This window comes from Pseudomonas sp. AU12215 (genome assembly GCF_001675465.2).
Taxonomy (GTDB): domain Bacteria; phylum Pseudomonadota; class Gammaproteobacteria; order Pseudomonadales; family Pseudomonadaceae; genus Pseudomonas; species Pseudomonas nitroreducens.
On the sequence record NZ_MACM02000045.1, the window covers coordinates 132,951 to 150,449 of the forward strand.

Genomic DNA, 17,499 nt, shown 5'->3' on the forward strand with positions numbered 1-17,499 from the left:
CGGGACCCGGTTCCGATCTGGCGAAGCCGCGTGGCGCCTGGCCTTGAATGTCTGGCTTTCGGTCTGAGTTGTCTGACGCGGGCCACGGCGCTTCATGCCATCGGCGGCAACCGCCGCTTTACCGGACTCTTCTTGACGATGGCCGTATTGGTCTCGGCGAAGCCATTGAGGTGATCGAGAATTTCATCCAACTGCTCCATCGAGCGCACGCACATCCGCGCGTAGAAGCAATCCTCCCCGGTGACCTTGTCGCATTCGGTGAATTCGGGGATCGCCAGGATCTGCTTCTCCACTTCCTGCAATTTTCCCGGTAGCGGTCGCACCCGGACAATCGCCTGCAACTGGTAGCCGAAGGCGCGCGGGTCGACGTTCAGCGTGTAGCCGGTGATCACCTGGCGCTCCTCCAGCTTGCGCAGGCGCTCGGCGACGCTGGGGGAGCTTAGGCCGCTGACTTGGGCCAGGGCCTTGAGGGACAGGCGCGAGTCTTCCATCAGTGCGGCGATCAGCAACTGGTCGATATCGTCGGACATTTTTGTCTCGAAAGGTGAATTCGGATAGTTGCCTTGATAGTAAAGGTGAATAGCTGGCTTTGCCTGCGTCAGGCGATGGAGTGCATGAATTCACCTCTTCATACTGATCACCACAAGCGGAGGTGAATCATGAACGAGCGAATCAGGCGCGGCACCCTGGAAATGATCAGCGCCATGCTGATCTGCGGCACCATCGGCTGGCTGGTGGTGGTTTCCGGCCAGCCGGTGCTGGACGTGGTGTTCTGGCGCTGCGTATTCGGCGCCGCCACCCTGCTGGTGATCTGTGCCGCCATGGGCTTCCTGCGCCCTGGCATTCTCAGCCGCGCCACCTTCGGCCTGGCGCTGCTCAGCGGCGCGGCCATCGTTGGCAATTGGGTGCTGCTGTTCGGCTCCTACTCGCGGGCCTCCATCGCCATCGGCACGGCCGTGTACAACGTGCAGCCATTCCTGCTGGTGTTGCTCGGCGCGTTGTTCCTCGGCGAGAAGGTGACGGCGCAAAAACTCGCCTGGCTGGGTATTTCCTTCCTCGGCATGCTGGCCATCGTCAGCGCGCACGGTGAAGCGGGGCAGGTGGGCAGCGACTACCTGGGCGGGATCGCGCTGGCACTCGGTGCGGCGGCGTTGTACGCCGTGGCGGCACTGATCATCAAGCGCCTGACCGGCGTGCCGCCGCACCTGATCGCGCTGATCCAGGCGTTGACCGGCGTGCTCCTGCTCGCTCCCTGGGCCAACCTGACCTCGCTGCCCCAGGCGTGCACGGCCTGGGCCAGCCTGGCGACCCTGGGCATCGTGCACACCGGCATCATGTACGTGCTGCTCTACGGCGCGATCCAGAAACTGCCGACAGCCCTGACCGGGGCGCTGTCGTTCATCTATCCGATCGCAGCGATCTTCGTCGACTGGTTCGCCTTCGGCCATCGCCTGACTCCGCTGCAATGGCTGGGCGTGATCGCCATCCTGCTGGCCGCCGCCGGCATGCAGCGCGGCTGGAGCCTGAACCTGCGGCGCCTGGCCTGGCGCTGAAATCCGTGCTTGCCTGACAATGCCGGGGAACCTGTGCCGCTGCGCACCGGTCCTGTAGGCGGACTTCAAGCAAGGAACGGACTATGACTGCGGCTGCCCTGACGGCAGATTCACCCAGCCTGAAAAGGCTTTCATCCCGATACATTCAACTGCTGGGCGTGGCCGCGTTGCTGGCGCTGGCCGGCTGCGGCAGCCGCGCGCCGAGCGTGCCGGAGCCGACCCCGGAGGAGGTGCGCGGCAAGCTGGTCAGGCTGATTCCCGCTGGCACTTCTGACCGCGAGGGCTGGGCGAAGGACATCCAGGTCGCCTTCACCACCCAGCGCATTCCGGCGACTACCGAGAACCTCTGCTCAGTGGTGGCGATCACCGAGCAGGAGTCCAACTTCAAGGCCGACCCGGCCGTGCCTGGGCTGGGCAAGATCGCTCGCGCCGAGATCGACCGGCGTGCGAGCAAGGTCCATGTGCCGGGTTTCCTCATCGATACCGCGCTGGCGCTGAAATCGCCGAATGGCCGCACCTACAGCCAGCGCCTGGCGAGCGCGAAGACCGAGAGGGAACTGAGCGCGATCTTCGATGACTTCATCGGCGGCGTACCGCTGGGCCAGCAGTTGTTCGGACGCTTCAACCCGGTGCATACCGGTGGGCCGATGCAGGTCAGCATCGCGTTCGCGCAGGCCCATGCCGAGGGCTACCCGTACCCGGTGGACGGCAGTATCCGCCGCGAGGTGTTCAGCCGCCGAGGCGGCATGTACTTCGGTACCGCCCACCTGCTGGGTTATCCGGTGAACTATCCGCGTCAGTTGTACCGTTTCGCCGACTTCAACGCCGGCTGGTATGCCAGCCGCAACGCGGCGTTCCAGCGCGTGGTCGCGGACCTCACCGGTATCACCCTGGCACTGGACGGGGACGTGATCCTCTATGGCAGCAATGACGCCGGCAGCACCGAGAAGGCGGTGCGCACCCTGGGGCCGAAGCTGGGCATGAGCGAGCGGGAAATCCGCCGCGACCTGGAGTTGGGCGATAAGCCGGAGTTCACCCGGTCGGAGCTCTACACCAAGGTCTTCGCCCTGGCCGAACGCTCCGCTGGCAAGTCGATGCCGCGGGCGATGTTGCCGGGGATCACGCTGCACAGCCCGAAGATCACCCGCCAGCTCACCACCGCCTGGTTCGCCCAGCGCGTGGGCGAGCGCTACCAGCGCTGCCTGGGGCGTGCGCCGAAGGACTGAATCAGTCGCCCTCAGCGGGTTGGCACATACCGTTGGCGCCTTTCGGCCCGGTGTAGGACACCGTGGCGCTGCCATCCTCATTGAGGCTGATGGAGATGGTCACGCCTTCGCCCTTGGCCTCGAGGTACTGGTCGTTCTTCTGCTTGACCTTGGCTTCCTTGCCGTTGATGTACACCGGGCCGCCCTCGTCGGTGTGGACCTGGATGTCATTGGGGCAGTCGTAGTTGAGCATGGGGATGGCGGCAAAGGCGGGCTGCACGACGATCAGCGACAGCGTAGAGATCAGTAGCGGTTTCATGGCGTCTCCCTGAGAGCTGCGGACACGGCGCAAGGCCGCGCGGACAATCACAGCTTAGTGCAGACCTCGTGGCGCGCTAGAGCGGCAAGGGCCGCAGGCGTGCTGCCGGTTCCGGCTCGGTACCGCGCAGGACAAGGCGGGTGATGGTCGCGGCGGCCGCGTCGAAGTCATCGGCATCCGGCTGTGCCTTGCCGGTGATCATCGCGATCTGCCAGTCGAAATCGATGTAGGTGCGGGTGGCGGCGGAGATGTTCAGCAGCAGGTGCTGCGGGTCCACCGGGGCGAGCAGGCCACGGTCGATCCAGGCGGCGATGCACTCCAGGCTGCGACGCGATTCCGCCCGCAGGCGCTGCAACCATTCCGGCGGCAGGCGCGGAGCGCCGTGGAGCATTTCGCTGGCGAATACCTTGTAGGCGTACGGCCACTGCCGGGCGATGTACAGGCGCGCGCGGATGTGCGCGGGCAGCGCCCAGGCCGGGTCGTCACACTCGCGCAGCAGGGCGGAGGCTTCCAGCACGGCATCCACCACGTTTTCCAGCAGGCGCAGGTAAAGATTCTCCTTGCTCTGGAAATAGTAATAAACGTTGGACTTGGGCAGGTCGGCGCGGCTGGCGATGTCCTGAGTCTTGGCGGCGGTGAACCCCTTCTCGGCGAATTCCTCGCCGGCGGCTAGCAGGATGCGCTGGCGATTGCGGTCACGGATGCTGAGGGCGGGGCGCTGACGGCGGCGCGTCGGGGTGGGCGCGGTCTGGGGCATGGGGAAACATCGGGGCAATCAAACGAGGGTTCAGAATATAACGCTCTATATAGCGCTTGCACACCCATGAGGTTGACTGGCGGATGGCCATTTATCCGCCATTAGATTGAACCTGCCGTGTGACGAATTTGTCAGAGCCAGTCTGAAACCTAGGAAGGGGCTGAGATGCTGTTCGTAGTCATGCTGGGGGGACGCCATCCGCGCGCGCGGATCGAGGTTCACGATGTAGCCTTTGTCCTTGGCGACAACCTGAAATCCACCTACGCGCAATTGCGCGACGCCTGGTTCGGCAGCCCGGAAGGCCTGCACATCGATTCCTGGCTGGAGGTGGACGGCGTCGAGGCGTATCGCGTGGAGTTCAGCGATTCAATGCCGGCGCCAGGCGAGCAGCGGCTGTTCTTCGTCAACCTGGGCGGCTACGAGCTGGGCAGTTTCGGCGAGGCGCACCAGTACGTACTGGTGGCCGCACGCGATGCCGCCGACGCCAAGGTACGCGCCAAGCGCCGCATGCCGCGCAGCTGGGACAAGGCGCACACCGATGCCGTGATCGACGTCGACGATTGCATTGCCGTCGACCAGGTCGGCGGGCGTTATGTCCACCTGGTGGAAGGCGAGAGCCGCGGCATCGTGCAGCGCAGCGACTACATCGTGTTGTGAGCCTTCATGGCGCTGACACGGCCTTGTCATAAAACCTGACGTATAAGGGGGCGCAAAGCCGATCCCCCGTGCCGAGGTAAAGATGACCGAGAAACGCCGAGTCCTGTTCGTCTGCGTCGCCAACGACGCCCGCTCGCCGATGGCGGAAGCGCTGCTGCGGCACACCGATGGCGAACACTTCGAAGCCTTCAGCGCGGGCATCCACCCGACCGCCGTCGATCCCCGTGCGCGCAGCGTCCTGGAACACGCAGGGATTTCCACCGAAGGCCTACGCAGCAAGTCCATCGATGAATTCCGCGGCCAGCATTTCGATTACCTGATCGACTTGTGCGACAAGTCCAGCGACGAGGGCGACGAACTGCCGACTTCCAGCCAGGTGATCGTGTGGAATTTCGTCGACCCGGCCCACAGCGAACAGCACGACCCGTTCCGCCACACCCTGCAGGAAATCAGCGATCGCTTGAAACTCTTCGAAATGGTGAAGAACCGCGACTGAAGTTTCTGGCGATGACAAAGCAAAAAGCCCGCACGGATGCGGGCTTTTTGCTTCGCAGGCCACAGGATTCGCCGTTGCCTGGGGAGGATTGGCGGCGGATGTCCGTGTAGATGGGGCGCTGGTCCTTCAGCGCCAGGGCATTCTGGCGGTCCGGCATGACAGCGCGGTGACTGTCCCGTGAACAGGTGATGGCAACGCGCCTGCGCCTTTATCACTCGCCGGCATGAGCACTATCGATCCCGACAAGTGGTCAGGCGAGGAGCGCATCGATAGAGTCATTGTCAAAGTCCTGTCCGCGGCGCTGCGTTCCGGTGCCTGCGCGACCCGAATCGGAGTGCCTATGAAGTCCCTGTCAGAAACTGCCTTTTCCATGCTCGACCTGGTCCCTGTGCGCGACCAGGGCACCGCTGCCGAGGCATTGAACAACGCCGTCGCGGTGGCCCGGCACGTCGAACGCCTGGGCTTTACCCGCTACTGGCTGGCGGAGCACCACAACATGGACGGCATCGCCAGCTCGGCCACGGCCGTGCTGATCGGCCACATCGCCGGCAAGACCGAGCGCATCCGCGTCGGCTCCGGCGGCGTGATGCTGCCCAACCATCCGCCGCTGGTGGTGGCGGAGAACTTCGGCACCCTGGAGACGCTGTACCCGGGCCGCATCGACCTCGGCCTCGGCCGCGCACCGGGCGCCGACCAGGCAACCATGCGCGCGCTGCGTCGTGACCGCCTGGGTGACGGTGCCGATTTCCCCGAACAGGTCGCCGAGCTGGAAATGCTCCTCGGTCCGCGTCGCTCGCAACAGTCGCTGCTGGCGATTCCGGGGGAGGGCACCAACGTGCCGATCTGGCTGCTGGGTTCCAGTCTGTTCAGTGCCCACCTGGCAGCGCAAAAGGGTTTGCCCTACGCCTTCGCCTCGCACTTCGCACCACGCTACCTGCACGACGCGCTGCGCATCTACCGCGAGAACTTCCAGCCTTCGGCGGTGCTCGACAAGCCGTACGCCATGATCGGCGTACCGCTGGTGGCGGCCCCGACCGACGAGGAAGCCGAATACCTGGCGACCACTGCCTTCCAGCGCGTGCTGGCACTGATCCGTGGCGACAGCCTGAAGCAGAAGCCGCCAGTGCCGAGCATGGCCGGGCTGTGGCTACCTCATGAGCAGGATGCTGTCGGCAACTTCTTTGGTCTGGCGGTGATCGGTGGTCCGGAGAAGGTGCGCAGCCGCCTGGAAATCCTGCTGGAGCAGACGGGCGTGGACGAGATCATCTTCACCAGCGACATCTACGATCACGAGCTGCGCCTGCGTTCGCTGGAGATCGTTGCCGGCCTGCGCTGAAGTCTCCATCGCGCGGACCGCTCCTACAGGTGCATGCCAGATTGTGGCAGGCGGCGTAAGAGCGGACTCCGCCCGCGATGGCTTCGCCGAGATCCCTTGTCGACCGGTGCGGTGGAAAACCGATCGCGGACGGAGTCCGCTCCTACAAGTCCGTTCTTACAGGAAGGATGTGGGATTCATGCTTCGCCGTCGTCCTTCTTCTTCAGCAGGTCGGCCAGCCCGGCGAGTCCCTTGTGGGTGACCTTCGGCCCCTTGTTCCCGGCGTCGTTGCCGTTCTGGTAATGCAGGTCCACCTGCCGCTGGTGCTCGTTGTCGTGGCAATAGAGGCACAGCAGCTCCCAGTTGGAGCCGTCTTCGGGATTGTTGTCGTGGTTGTGGTCGCGGTGGTGGACGGTCAGTTCGCGCAGGCGCACGCCGCTGAACTCGCGGCCGCAGCGACCGCAGATCCAGGGGTACATCTTCAGGGCCTTTTCGCGGTAGCTGGTTTCGCGGCGGCGTTGGGCTTCGGCGAGGACGGCGTCGACTTTGCTGGTGGGCTGGTTCATGGCTCGTTGAGGCAGAAAGGAAACGGACCTCCAGCATAGGTCCGCGCCCGCGTGCTGGCTACGGCCTGGGTGTATCCGGGCGCGACCAGATCCACAGATTGCCAACCGCCATACCGAGGATCACGGCGTACAGCCAGAGGCCGTGGGGCAGGGTGATCAGCATGATCGCCAGGGCGGCGAGCATTGCCAGGCTGGCGCTGATCTTGGCGCGGCGGGCGACGGCGCGCCCATTGCGCCAGTTGTGCAGGATGGGGCCGAACAGCCGGTGGTTCTCCAGCCAGGCCGAGAGACGCGGCGAACTCTTCGACGCTGCCCAGGCGGCGAGCAGGACGAACTCGGTGGTCGGCAACCCTGGCACCACCAGCCCCACCATGCCCACGCCCAGGCTGGTATAGGCGAGCAGCGCGAAGGCGATCCGTGCCAGGCGCGAGCGTGCCGGGCCGAACGGCGTGGCGCGCGCTCCTGCTACGGGCGCGCGCTCGATGGCCTCAGACGGCGGCAGGTGCACTGTCGTAGCTGTGTTGCAGCAGATGGGCGAAGCGCTCGAAGGCGGCAATGGCACCGGCTTCGGCTTCACGCTCTTCGGCTTCGCTGAGCTCCAGGGCGTCGAGGGTGCGGGTGAAGCGTTTCCAGCCTTCGGCGCGACCACCCTCGGGCTCGCCCAGGTGGCGCGCGCCGGTGTTTTCGTCCAGGCCCATCGCGGCGACGCGCTTGATCAGGAACGCAGCGCCCAGCTTGGAACCCTCGGAGACGAACAGCCAGCCCAGCGCGTGGGCCAGGCTCGGCTTGTCGACGGCGCCGGCAACCGGAGCGGGGACTTCGGTGTCCAGGTCGGCCAGGTCCAGGCGGGCCTGATCGGCGCGGCAGCGCTGCGGCAGGTCGGGGAATATCTTGCCCAGCTCGGCGTCCTGGTACAGGGCCTGCAGCTCGGACTGGAACAGGTACTGGGCGACCACGAAGCGGGCGAAGCGCTCACGGCTGGAGAAGGGCTCGCGGGCCTTCACGGCGTGGTCGAGGCGCTCGTGGGGAGCGTGGGTCAGCGCGTTCAGGCGCTGCGAGCGCAGGGCAGGGAGTTCCACGGTGGACATGTCCAATTCCTTGAAATTACAGGGCTTTGTAGACGAGACGAATCAGCGTTTGGAAAGCGTAAAGATTGTCGCGCGTTCAATGGGTGATGCCGGAGCGAGACAGGTTCGCGAGCTGGCACGGGGTTCATCAGGAATCCCGTGCCAATCAGTGCATCAGATATCCCACACCAGGTTGATCGCGAAGTTGCGGCCCGGCTGGGTCAGGCGGTCGAGGTTGGCCGGGGCCAGCACCGCCGCTTCGCCGACGCCGTCGTAGCCGCGCACGTCATCCCACAGCCAGTACTTCTTGTCGGTGAGGTTGTAGAGGCCGGCGTTGAGGGTCAGGTCGTCGGTCAGCTTGTAGTAGCCGGTCAGGTCGAGGATGCCGAAGCCCGGCGTCTTGAACTGGCTGCTGGTGCCGTCCGGGGCGTTGAACTGGCTGTCGTCCACGCGGTTCTTGCGCTTGACCAGGGTCCAGTCGAGCAGCGCGCCATAGCGGCCAGCCTGTTCGTCGTAGCCCAGGCCGAACACCCCGGTGAGCGGGTTGACGCTGTTGATCGGCTCGCCGGTGTCCTTGTTGCGACCGTAGGCATAGGCCACCGAGCCCTTGGTGTAGAGGCCTTGCGGTGCGCCGAAGGCGCCCAGCTCCAGGCGGCCCTTCACTTCCACGCCCTTGATGATGGCATGCTTGATGTTGTTGCTGGTGAAGGTCGGTTCGTCGTAGCCGGGGGTGATGGCGTCTTCGTTGATGAAGTCGCGGTACTTGTTATAGAAGACCGCCATGTCGAACGAGCCTTCCTCGAAGTTGCCGCGCAGGCCGGTCTCGTAGCTCTGGCTGCGTTCCGGGTCCAGGTCCGGGTTGGGCTCCACGCGATAACCGCTGGTGGGGTTGTCGAAGCGACCGTAGAGCGCCTTGGCGGTCGGGGTGCGGAAGCCCTGGGCGTACTGGCCGTACCACAGGTAGTTGTCGTTGAACGAATAGGTCACGCCGAGTTTGGGCGAGAGCTGGTGCCAGGTCTTGCTTTCGCTGCTCACTTCGCCGTCGCCGCTCTGGTCGACCGTGCGCAGGAACTCGTCAGTGACGTGGGGCTTCAGGCGGGTGTGGTCGTAGCGCAGGCCGGGCAGGAAGGTCCAGTCGCTCCAGCGGATTTCGTCCTGGGCGAAGAGCGCGTAGGTGTCGATGGTCGGATCGGGAAAGTCGCTGCTGCGCGCCAGTTGGTCGCTGGCCACGGTGCTCGGGCCGCCGATGGTGGGGCAGGTACGGCTGACGGCCAGGCAGGTGGCGCCGCCTTCGCGGTAGCCGGTGACCTTCTGGCGCTTGAGGGTGGTGCCATAGGTCAGCAGGTGGTCGGTGTCGCCCAGGGCGAAGGCCTTGTCCATCTGCAGGTCGAGCACCCACTGGCGTTCCTTGTACTGGGTCTCGCGGGTACGCAGCACCTGGCGGGTGATGGGGTAGTAGAACTCGTCGGTGCTCTGGTCGGTCTTGGCGATCTGGTAGTTGAAGGTCCACTTCAGGTGATCGGCCACGGCGCTGTCCAGCAGCATCTGGTGTTCCAGACCATAGCGCTCGCGGGTGATGGTGTCGTTGCCGGTGCGCCACTGGTACATGCCGCCGGGCAGCACGGAATCGGGAATGGTCGGCGCACCGTTGAAGTACGGGCCGCCGTAGGCGCTTTTCTGGTCGGTATCGACGTCGTCCTTGTACTTCTCGTAGACCAGGCCGAAGCGGCTGCCTTCGGCGTAGTTCCAGCCCAGCTTGGCCAGCACGTTGGTGGTGCGCACGTCCTCGGGGTTGGCTTCGGTGCGCGACAGGCCGGTGCCGCCGGTGCTGCCGTAGGACTCGGTCTCGTGGCCGTTGCGCTGGCTCAGGTGCAGCAGGCCGTCGAAGGTATCGAGGCGGCCGGCGACGGTGGCGGAGGTCAGCCAGCTGTCATCGGCGGAGCTGTAGCCGGTCTTCAGTCGCGCTCCGACGTCCTGGCCGTCCTTGATGATATCGTCCGGGTCGAGGGTGAAGTAGCTCACCGCGCCGCCGATGGCGTTGCTGCCGTACAGGGCTGAGGCCGGGCCGCGCAGGACTTCGACGCGCTTGACGATCTCCGGGTCGACGTAGTTGCGCTCGGTCTGCGCATACGGGCCATTGAAGAAGCTGTTGGGGATCTCGACGCCGTCGATCTGCGTCAGCACGCGGTCGCCGTCGATGCCGCGGATGTTGTAGCCGGTGATGCCGGCACGGTTGCCGGTGCCGCCGACGGAGACGCCGGGCATGTCGCGCACCAGTTCCTTGATGCTGTTGACGTTCTTGCGGTCCAGCTCTTCGCGGCTCACCACGTTGACGGTGGTCGGCACCGAAGTGACGCTCTGCGCCTGGCGGGTGGCGGTGACAGTCAGCGGCTGCATCTCGGAGACGGAGGAGAGGTTGCGTTCCAGGACCACATTGCGCGGGCCGAGCTGGCGGACGGTCAGGCCGGTGCCGCCGAGCAGGGTCTTCAGTGCGCGCTCCGCCGGCAGGCGGCCGCTGACGCCTGGGGATTCCACGCCGTCGGCCAAATCGCCAGCCACGCCCACCTGCCAGCCAGTCACCGCGCTGAAGGCATTCAGTGCCTGCGGCAGGGGCTGGCGAGCGATATCGAAGCGGTAGCCGGCCTGGGTCTGGCTGGCCTCGGCCGCCAGTGCGGAAGTGGCCGGCAGGCTGGCGAGGCCGATGGACAGGGCGAGCAGCGAGATGCTGGCCGGCGCGGACAGCCGGCGCAGAGGGGCACGCGAAGAAGCAATGGTCATCGAAGGGCTCTCTTAGTCAGTCGTTGTTCGCATTCGTAAATGCGAATCTATTGCATTGGCTTCTGACTAAACGAACGAGCCTTTCGAATCGAGTAAAAATACTTTCCGTTCAGCGGCGGGCGATCAGTTGAGGATCAGCAGTTTCGGGTATTCGTGCAGCTCGGCGGAGGTGATCTGCGCCAGCGAGCGGGCCACGCCCAGCGGGTCGTCCAGGCGCCAGTTGCCGGTGACGCTGACGTTGTCCAGGCGCTCGTTGGTGTTGACGATCCAGCCGGGGTAGTAGCGGCGCAACTCGGCCAGTACCTGGCTCATGGGGCAGTTCTCGAACACCATGCGGCCCTTTACCCAGGCCAGTTGCGAGGCAGCCTCGCCGCTGTGCTGGCGTTCGCCGAAACCCTGCGGGCCGACGCGGATGCTGTCGCCGGCACCCAGGCTGACGCGGGCATCGTCCAGGCGCGTGCGCAGGTCCACCTCGCCGCGCTGCACGCTGACCTCCGCCTCGTTGCCCAGGTAGCGCACAGCGAATGCCGTGCCGCGCACGGTGACCTGCACCGGCCCGGCTTCCACTTCGAACGGGCGGCTGCGGTCGTGGGCGACGTCGAAGAAGGCTTCGCCGCGATAGAGGCGGGCGACGCGTTGCTGGTCGTCGACCTTGCTGGAGAACGCGGTGTCGGTATTGAGCAGCACGTTCGATCCATCGGCCAACTGGACTTTCTGCCGTTCGCCCACGGCGGTGAGATGGTCCGCGCACAGGCGCGTCAGCAGGTCGCCCTGAACCACGACACCGATGGCGAGCACCAGCGCCGCAGCCGTGGCGACTGGTTTCCAGAAGCGGCGCTGTCGGCGCAGCGGCTGAACCTTTGCCTGCTCCCGCTTGCGTTCCAGGCGGGCGGCAGCCACCGGCAGCAGTGGCGACTGCCACGCATCGCGCACGCGCTGGTACGCCTGCGCATTGCCTTCGCTGGCAGCGAGCCAGGCCTCGAAGCGCGCACGGGTGGCGGCGTCCATGTCGTCCTCGAGGATCAGCCAGTCGAGGGCTTCGGCCATCTGCTGCGGGTCTGCGGGGGGCAAGGGGCGATCCTCGGGGCGGTCCTGGGAGGGGGAGCCGCGCATTGTTGTCGAATCGGCCGGCGAACGGTAGTCCGTCATACCGTTTCCTCGAGGCGGCTGACCAGTCCGACACAGATCGCCATGATCAGTTTCAGTTCCTTCTGCACCGTGCTGGGCGAGACGTCCAGTTGCTCGGCGATTTCCGCATAGCCGCAGCCGTGCAGGCGGCTGAGGATGAAGATGCGTTGCTGGCGTTCGCTGAGTTGTTCGAGCGTCGCGCCCAGGCGCTCCAGCAGTTTCTCCGCGTGGAGCTGGTCCTCGGCGCTGGAGCCCGGCGCCGGCACGGCCTGCACGATATCGAAAGGCACGTCCTCGAGCATGGTCCGCGACTGCATGCGCAGGTGGCGCAGGTGGTCCAGCGCGAGGTTGCGGCCGGTCTGGAAGAGAAAAGGCTCCAGGTGATCGATGCGGCGTTCGAGCAGGGTGCGGGCGACGCGCAGGTAGGTTTCCTGCACCAGGTCTTCGGCGATGCTCGGGTTCTTCACCATCCGAACGAGCGTGCGCAGCAGAGGCAGGCGCTGGGCCAGGAAGACCGCGTCGAGGTTGGAAGTGCTCACAAGGGCGTCCAGCAGGAATAATTTTCAAATGATAATCAATATTATTCAGCCGGGGCTGATGGCACAAGCCCATCCGTGGCTCCGCTGGTGCAAGGGGAAATGAAAAAAGGGCGAGGCGCGCGGGGCGCCTCGCCCATTCCCTCAGCCGGCTGGTGAGGGGCAAGCGGGACTCAGGAGCGCACGGGGCGTGCGTTCAGGCGGAGTTCGTCGTTGGCAGCTTGCGTCTGGCTGGCCGCTTCCGGGCGGCTGTTCCAGTGCGGGATGAGGATGCCGGCGGCGATCAGCGCGGTGACGGTGAAGCCGATGAACACGGTGTAGGTGTCGAAGTAGCCCGGCAGCAGGCCGCCGAGGATCGCACCGATGGAACCGCAGCCGTTGACGAAACCCGCTGCCGTGCCGGCCGCTTCGCCGGTGCCGAAGTCCACGGCAGCGGCGCCGCTGATCATCGAGTCCGGTCCGTACAGGGTCAGGCCCATCATGAACAGCAGGCCCAGCACCAGAAGACTGCTGCCGGTCTGCATGGCCGGGACGAACAGCGCCAGGCACACCGTCAGGCCGAGCAGGCTGATCACGCAGGCCGGCATGCGCCGTGCGCCGAAGATGCGGTCGGAGGCGTAGCCGATCAGGATCGGACCGAGCAGCCCGGCGACCTCGAAGGCTGACGGCAGGATTGCCGCGCCGACCTTGCCCAGCCCCGGCATGCGTTCGTAGACGATCACCGGCCCCCACAGCAGGATCGCGTAGCGCGCCGGCTTGAGCAGGAAGTACGCCAGCCCCAGGGTCAGCACGGTACGGTTGCGCAGCACCTTGCCGAGGATGCGCAGGGATTTGCCGTTTTCGCCCTCATGCTTGAAGCCGGCGTAGTTCACCGCTTCGGGTTGCTGCACGTCGGCCTCCACCGGCGGTAGGCCGACGTCCTGCGGACGGTTGCGTTGCAGCAGCAAGAACAGGATGGCGACTGCGCCGACCACGGCAGCGGTGGAGTAGAACGCCGCATGCCAGGTGCCGAACACTTCATAGGCCCACCAGCCGGCGAAGGGCGAGGCCACCAGTCCGCCGAAGGCGTAACAAGTGCTCCACAGCCCGAGCACGCGGCCGCGTTCGTGGGTGGCGAAGAAGCTGCCGATGTTCTTGCACAGCCCCGACCAGCCGGTGGACTGCGCCAGGCCCTGGACCACCATGCAGGTGGCGAAGATCGGCAGGGTGGCGAAGCTGCCCATGACCAGCGCGGCAGCGGCGGAGATCAGCAGGCCGCCGAACACCACCACACGCGGGCCGTAACGGTCGGCGAAGACGCCCCAGGTGAACTGGCCCACGGCGTAGGCCGTGAGGTAGATGGCGTCCAGGTTGGCCATCGCGATCTTGTCGAGATGGAAGCCGGGGTCCTCGGCGATGCCGAGCTTGGCCACCGAGAAGGCCTTTCGGGTGAAGTAGAAGGCCGCGTAGGCCAGCCAGGTGATGGCGAAGATCTGCCATTTCCAGCGGGCGAGGGAGGCGCGCGGCGATGCGATGCCGTGAGGGTTGAGCATGGTCTGACCTCGTTGTTGTTGTGCTGTGCCGGCAGTCAGTGGGTAACGCCTTTTTTATTGTTGTTTTCGGAGCACGTCGCACCGTCTTCGCGGTGCGGGTCAGAAGCGCTGTAGCTGTTCTGTACCGCCGTTCCGTGTGGATGTCGGGAAGCGGCGGTGGAGCGATGGAAACAATTTCGAATAAATAACTGAAATCGATTTATCAGATTTCAAAAATAAGCTGGGCTTGTATGACAGAGCGCCATGACGCTAGTGTTCTGCGTGAATGACCTTTCAGTTGCGTTCTGTCCGATGGCGGATGACGGGTCAGAACCTTCCTGCAGAGGCGCGCCCATGTCCGTTTCCCACGCCCAGCTCAAGGCCTTCCACGCGGTCGCGGTGCACGGCAGCTTCACCCGCGCCGCCGAGCGCCTGTTTCTCACCCAGCCGGCGGTCTCCGATCAGGTGCGCAAGCTGGAGGAGCGCTATGGCGTGTTGTTGTTCCACCGCAACAAGCGTTCGGTGCGCCTGACCGAATTGGGCGAACGCCTGCTGTCGGTAACCCAGCGGCTGTTCGTGATCGAGGCTGAGGCGCAGGAGCTGCTGCAGGAATCCAGCGCGCTGCAGACAGGGAGCCTGACCCTGGCGGTGGATGCACCGGTACACGTGCTGCCGCAGATCGCGCGCTTCTGCCAACGCCATCCGGGTATCCGCGTGAAGCTGGAAACGGGCAACACCGACGAGTCCCTGCAACGGCTGTTCGACTATCAGGCCGACCTGGCGCTGCTGGGCCGCGAAGTCCAGGACGAACGCCTGCTGACCTTCACCCTGCGTAGCGACCCCATCGTGGCCTTCGTTGGCCGCAGTCATCCCTGGGCCGGGCGCGAGTCCATCGAATTGGCCGATCTCGACGACATGCCGCTGGTGCTGCGCGAGCAGGGCTCGGTGACCCGGCAGATGCTCGAAGCGGAAATGGCCCGCGCCGGCCTGCGCATCCGTCCGGCCATCGAGGTGGAGGGGCGTGAGGCGTCGCTGGAAGCGGTGGCAGTGGGGATTGGTGTGGGCGTGGTTTCGGCCGCCGAACTGGGCGCGGATGCGCGCGTGCATGCGCTGCCGATCCTCGATTGCCACTGGCGTATGAGCGAGACGCTGGTATGCCTGCGCGAGCAGAGCACGCGGCGGATCGTGGCGACCTTTCTCGATCTGGTGAAGGAAGATTTGCCGGCGGAGTAGGGCATGGTTGTGGGTGGTTCGCGAGCAAGAACTAGGCGTCCCCTCGCTCCTACAGATTGGTCATACGCTGGCGTTTCCCTTGTAGGAACGACCTTGCTCGCGAACCGCATCCTGCCGAACCTCAGGTCAGGCTTCCGCCAACTCCAGAAACGCACTCACTACCCGCAACCCCCGGCGCCGTTCCAGGCAGCCGATGGCGTGGCGGTTGAGCAGCCCGTCGCCGCTCAGTGGAATCGCCTTCACCCGCGGGTCCGGGCTGACCTCCAGCGACGACACGATGCCGATCCCCAGCTCCGCCGCCACTGCTTCGGTCACCGCTTCGCGGCTGTCCAACTCCAGCAGCACGCGCGGCGCCACTGAGGCTGCCGAGCAGGCCGCATCGAAGGTGCGCCGGGTGATGGAATCGGGCTCGCGCAGCACCATGATCCGCTGGTCCAGCTCGCCCAGCGGCAGCTCGCCAGCGTGCTCGCTCCAGGCATGGCTGGCCGGCACCAACGCGCAGATGCGTGACTCCACCAGTTCGCGCAGGAACAGCCCGGCGCGCGGCTCCACTTCGGTCAGCACGGCGATATCGACGTGCTCGTCCATCAGCGCTGCGAGGGTTTCCTGCGCATTGCCCAGGCGCAGATTGACGGTGATGCCGGGGTAGGACGCGCGCAGCCGGGCGAGCATCGGCATCACCAGGTGCGGGCCGTCGGCGGCTACCTCGATACGCCCGGTCACCAGCTCGCGGCTGGCGTCGAGCATGGCCTCGGCTTCCTCCTCCAGGGCGAACAGGGTGCGGCTGATCGCCGACAGGCGTACGCCATCTTCTGTCAGCTCCACGCCTCGCGCGGTGCGGCGGAACAGGTTGATCTGGTAGTGCTCCTCCAGCGCCTTTACATGCCCGGTCACCGCTGGCTGGCTGATGAACAAGCGCTCGGCGGCGCGGGTGAAGCTGCGTTCGCGGGCGACGGCGTCGAACGCCCGGAGCTGGAAGAGGTTCATGAGGTATATGTCCGGCTTATGCAGTGCATCGTGATAAACAATTTGAACGATATCTGCCCGGCCGGCAAGTTATGCCCAGGCCACGGCGAACCCGCCCGGCCAAAACGAATTCAGCCCTGACGACGTTCCCACGAAAGAGGAATCGAGCATGAGCACTGCCGAGCGAGCCCCCATCCTGCTGACTCCCGGTCCGCTGACCACGTCCCCCCGCACCCGTCGCGCCATGATGGTCGACTGGGGTTCGTGGGACGCCGACTTCAACGAGCTGACCGCCGATGTGTGCAAGCGCCTGCTGGCGATCATCCACGGCGAGCAGACCCACACCTGCGTGCCCCTGCAGGGCAGCGGCACCTTCTCCGTCGAGGCCGCCGTGGGCACCCTGGTGCCGCGCGACGGCAAGGTGCTGGTGCTGATCAACGGCGCCTACGGCAAGCGCCTGGCGAAAATCTGCCAGGTGATCGGCCGCGAGTTCAGCACCTTCGAAACCGAAGAAGACGTGCCGACCACCGCCGCCGACGTCGACCGTTTGCTCACGGAAGACCCCAGCGTCACCCACGTCGCACTGATCCATTGCGAGACCAGCACCGGCATCCTCAACCCGCTGCAGGACATCGCCAAGGTCATCGAGTCCCACGGCAAGCGCCTGATCATCGACGCCATGAGCTCCTTCGGCGCCCTGGACATCGACGCCCGCCACATTCCCTTCGATGCGCTGATCGCCGCTTCCGGCAAATGCCTGGAAGGCGTGCCGGGGATGGGCTTCGTCTTCGCCCGCAGCAGCGCGCTGAACGCCAGCGCCGGCAACTGCCATTCGCTGTCCATGGACCTGCAGGACCAGCAGGCCTACATGGCCAAGACCGGCCAGTGGCGCTTCACTCCGCCGACCCACGTGGTCGCCGCGCTGCACGAAGCGCTGACCCAGTACGAGGAGGAGGGTGGCCTTGCGGCCCGTCATCAGCGTTACGCAAACAATTGCCAGACTCTGCTGGCCGAGATGGCCGAACTCGGGTTCCGCAGCTTCCTGCCGGCCGCGATCCAGGCTCCGATCATCGTCACCTTCCATGCTCCGAGTGACGCCCGCTACAGCTTCACCGAGTTCTACAACCGGGTGCGCGAGAAGGGCTTCATCCTCTACCCGGGCAAGCTGACCCAGGTGGAAACCTTCCGCGTCGGTTGCATCGGCCAGGTCGACGCCAGCGGCATGCGTGCCGCCGTCGCGGCCATCGCCGAGACGCTGAAAGAAATGGAAGTCTTCGAAATCTGACGCCTGCCCGAATTCCCACAGGATTGAATGCCATGAACTACGAACAACCCAAGCAACTGCAAGCCGCCATCCTCGACTGGGCTGGCACCGTGGTCGATTTCGGCTCCTTCGCACCGACCCAGATCTT

At 65.4% G+C, this 17,499-nt stretch carries 18 protein-coding genes and 1 pseudogene; 8 read left to right on the forward strand and 11 right to left on the reverse strand.

All coding sequences use genetic code 11. The features are described from left to right. Window positions 1–92 precede the first annotated feature (92 nt). The gene (locus tag A9513_RS11315) at window positions 93–530 is read right to left on the reverse strand and encodes an Lrp/AsnC family transcriptional regulator (RefSeq protein ID WP_024762396.1); all 438 of its coding nucleotides are present in this window, start codon (window positions 528–530) and stop codon (window positions 93–95) included. Between the two features lie 129 nt (window positions 531–659). Here A9513_RS11315 and A9513_RS11320 point away from each other — a divergent pair, with 129 nt between their 5' ends. Both A9513_RS11320 and A9513_RS11325 read left to right on the forward strand, forming a co-directional pair. Continuing rightward, a complete protein-coding gene (locus A9513_RS11320) occupies window positions 660–1,553 on the forward strand; it encodes a DMT family transporter (protein ID WP_024762395.1) in 894 nt (297 codons plus the stop codon). A 152-nt stretch (window positions 1,554–1,705) separates the two neighbouring features. Next, window positions 1,706–2,779, forward strand: a complete 1,074-nt coding sequence (locus tag A9513_RS11325) for a DUF1615 domain-containing protein (RefSeq protein WP_226046584.1) — start codon at window positions 1,706–1,708, stop codon at window positions 2,777–2,779. Window position 2,780: 1 nt separating this feature from the next. On the opposite strand, the gene A9513_RS11330 is transcribed toward A9513_RS11325, so the two are convergent. Together A9513_RS11330 and A9513_RS11335 are read right to left on the reverse strand one after the other, a co-directional pair. Beyond that, window positions 2,781–3,077 carry a hypothetical protein gene (locus A9513_RS11330; protein ID WP_024762393.1) on the reverse strand — a complete coding sequence of 99 codons (297 nt, stop codon included), beginning with the start codon at window positions 3,075–3,077 and terminating at the stop codon, window positions 2,781–2,783. Window positions 3,078–3,153: 76 nt separating this feature from the next. Continuing rightward, a complete protein-coding gene (locus A9513_RS11335) occupies window positions 3,154–3,834 on the reverse strand; it encodes a TetR/AcrR family transcriptional regulator (RefSeq protein WP_024762392.1) in 681 nt (226 codons plus the stop codon). A 165-nt stretch (window positions 3,835–3,999) separates the two neighbouring features. Between A9513_RS11335 and A9513_RS11340 the strand changes: the two genes are divergently transcribed. The 3 genes from A9513_RS11340 (at window position 4,000) to A9513_RS11350 (ending at window position 6,323) form a co-directional block, all read left to right on the forward strand. Then, the gene (locus A9513_RS11340) at window positions 4,000–4,491 is read left to right on the forward strand and encodes a DUF1543 domain-containing protein (RefSeq protein WP_024762391.1); all 492 of its coding nucleotides are present in this window, start codon (window positions 4,000–4,002) and stop codon (window positions 4,489–4,491) included. Window positions 4,492–4,573: 82 nt separating this feature from the next. Continuing rightward, window positions 4,574–4,987, forward strand: coding sequence for an arsenate reductase ArsC (locus A9513_RS11345; RefSeq protein WP_037013182.1), 414 nt, complete (start codon window positions 4,574–4,576; stop codon window positions 4,985–4,987). Between the two features lie 340 nt (window positions 4,988–5,327). Then, window positions 5,328–6,323, forward strand: coding sequence for an LLM class flavin-dependent oxidoreductase (locus A9513_RS11350; RefSeq protein WP_024762389.1), 996 nt, complete (start codon window positions 5,328–5,330; stop codon window positions 6,321–6,323). A gap of 176 nt (window positions 6,324–6,499) precedes the next feature. Here the strand turns inward: A9513_RS11350 and A9513_RS11355 are convergent, their stop codons facing one another. The 7 genes from A9513_RS11355 to A9513_RS11385 all read right to left on the reverse strand — a co-directional run bounded on the left by A9513_RS11355 (window position 6,500) and on the right by A9513_RS11385 (window position 13,909). After that, window positions 6,500–6,868 (reverse strand): YajD family HNH nuclease, encoded by a 369-nt coding sequence (locus A9513_RS11355; RefSeq protein WP_024762388.1) that lies wholly within the window; start codon window positions 6,866–6,868, stop codon window positions 6,500–6,502. Window positions 6,869–6,926: 58 nt separating this feature from the next. Continuing rightward, window positions 6,927–7,352: a YbaN family protein gene (locus A9513_RS11360; protein ID WP_051445546.1), complete on the reverse strand. Its 426-nt coding sequence runs from the start codon at window positions 7,350–7,352 to the stop codon at window positions 6,927–6,929. Between the two features lie 4 nt (window positions 7,353–7,356). Next, window positions 7,357–7,956, reverse strand: a complete 600-nt coding sequence (locus tag A9513_RS11365) for a biliverdin-producing heme oxygenase (RefSeq protein ID WP_065084785.1) — start codon at window positions 7,954–7,956, stop codon at window positions 7,357–7,359. Between the two features lie 153 nt (window positions 7,957–8,109). Beyond that, entirely contained in the window at window positions 8,110–10,713 is a 2,604-nt protein-coding gene (locus A9513_RS11370) for a TonB-dependent receptor (RefSeq protein WP_065084786.1), read from the reverse strand. Window positions 10,714–10,836: 123 nt separating this feature from the next. Beyond that, window positions 10,837–11,760 (reverse strand): FecR domain-containing protein, encoded by a 924-nt coding sequence (locus tag A9513_RS11375; RefSeq protein ID WP_065084787.1) that lies wholly within the window; start codon window positions 11,758–11,760, stop codon window positions 10,837–10,839. Window positions 11,761–11,858: 98 nt separating this feature from the next. Next, window positions 11,859–12,380 carry an RNA polymerase sigma factor gene (locus A9513_RS11380; RefSeq protein ID WP_024762384.1) on the reverse strand — a complete coding sequence of 174 codons (522 nt, stop codon included), beginning with the start codon at window positions 12,378–12,380 and terminating at the stop codon, window positions 11,859–11,861. A gap of 170 nt (window positions 12,381–12,550) precedes the next feature. Then, a complete protein-coding gene (locus A9513_RS11385; RefSeq protein WP_065084788.1) occupies window positions 12,551–13,909 on the reverse strand; it encodes an MFS transporter in 1,359 nt (452 codons plus the stop codon). A gap of 333 nt (window positions 13,910–14,242) precedes the next feature. Between A9513_RS11385 and A9513_RS11390 the strand changes: the two genes are divergently transcribed. Further along, the gene (locus tag A9513_RS11390; RefSeq protein WP_024762382.1) at window positions 14,243–15,121 is read left to right on the forward strand and encodes a LysR substrate-binding domain-containing protein; all 879 of its coding nucleotides are present in this window, start codon (window positions 14,243–14,245) and stop codon (window positions 15,119–15,121) included. Between the two features lie 126 nt (window positions 15,122–15,247). Here the strand turns inward: A9513_RS11390 and A9513_RS11395 are convergent, their stop codons facing one another. Then, window positions 15,248–16,108, reverse strand: a complete 861-nt coding sequence (locus tag A9513_RS11395; protein WP_065084789.1) for a LysR substrate-binding domain-containing protein — start codon at window positions 16,106–16,108, stop codon at window positions 15,248–15,250. A gap of 148 nt (window positions 16,109–16,256) precedes the next feature. On the opposite strand from A9513_RS11395, the gene A9513_RS11400 reads away from it, so the two are divergent. Beyond that, window positions 16,257–17,372, forward strand: a complete 1,116-nt coding sequence (locus A9513_RS11400; RefSeq protein WP_065084790.1) for a 2-aminoethylphosphonate--pyruvate transaminase — start codon at window positions 16,257–16,259, stop codon at window positions 17,370–17,372. Window positions 17,373–17,404: 32 nt separating this feature from the next. After that, window positions 17,405–17,499 (forward strand): annotated as a pseudogene (locus A9513_RS35445) (phosphonoacetaldehyde hydrolase); the annotation flags it as partial.

Coding starts and splice junctions, on each gene's coding strand:
- A9513_RS11390 (WP_024762382.1), top strand. CDS start 14,243: ATGTCCGTTTCCCACGCCCAGCTCAAGGCCTTCCACGCGGTCGCGGTG.
- A9513_RS11385 (WP_065084788.1), bottom strand. CDS start 13,909: ATGCTCAACCCTCACGGCATCGCATCGCCGCGCGCCTCCCTCGCCCGC.
- A9513_RS11400 (WP_065084790.1), top strand. CDS start 16,257: ATGAGCACTGCCGAGCGAGCCCCCATCCTGCTGACTCCCGGTCCGCTG.
- A9513_RS11375 (WP_065084787.1), bottom strand. CDS start 11,760: ATGGCCGAAGCCCTCGACTGGCTGATCCTCGAGGACGACATGGACGCC.
- A9513_RS11370 (WP_065084786.1), bottom strand. CDS start 10,713: ATGACCATTGCTTCTTCGCGTGCCCCTCTGCGCCGGCTGTCCGCGCCG.
- A9513_RS11335 (WP_024762392.1), bottom strand. CDS start 3,834: ATGCCCCAGACCGCGCCCACCCCGACGCGCCGCCGTCAGCGCCCCGCC.
- A9513_RS11315 (WP_024762396.1), bottom strand. CDS start 530: ATGTCCGACGATATCGACCAGTTGCTGATCGCCGCACTGATGGAAGAC.
- A9513_RS11320 (WP_024762395.1), top strand. CDS start 660: ATGAACGAGCGAATCAGGCGCGGCACCCTGGAAATGATCAGCGCCATG.
- A9513_RS11365 (WP_065084785.1), bottom strand. CDS start 7,956: ATGTCCACCGTGGAACTCCCTGCCCTGCGCTCGCAGCGCCTGAACGCG.
- A9513_RS11330 (WP_024762393.1), bottom strand. CDS start 3,077: ATGAAACCGCTACTGATCTCTACGCTGTCGCTGATCGTCGTGCAGCCC.
- A9513_RS11340 (WP_024762391.1), top strand. CDS start 4,000: ATGCTGTTCGTAGTCATGCTGGGGGGACGCCATCCGCGCGCGCGGATC.
- A9513_RS11395 (WP_065084789.1), bottom strand. CDS start 16,108: ATGAACCTCTTCCAGCTCCGGGCGTTCGACGCCGTCGCCCGCGAACGC.
- A9513_RS11355 (WP_024762388.1), bottom strand. CDS start 6,868: ATGAACCAGCCCACCAGCAAAGTCGACGCCGTCCTCGCCGAAGCCCAA.
- A9513_RS11345 (WP_037013182.1), top strand. CDS start 4,574: ATGACCGAGAAACGCCGAGTCCTGTTCGTCTGCGTCGCCAACGACGCC.
- A9513_RS11350 (WP_024762389.1), top strand. CDS start 5,328: ATGAAGTCCCTGTCAGAAACTGCCTTTTCCATGCTCGACCTGGTCCCT.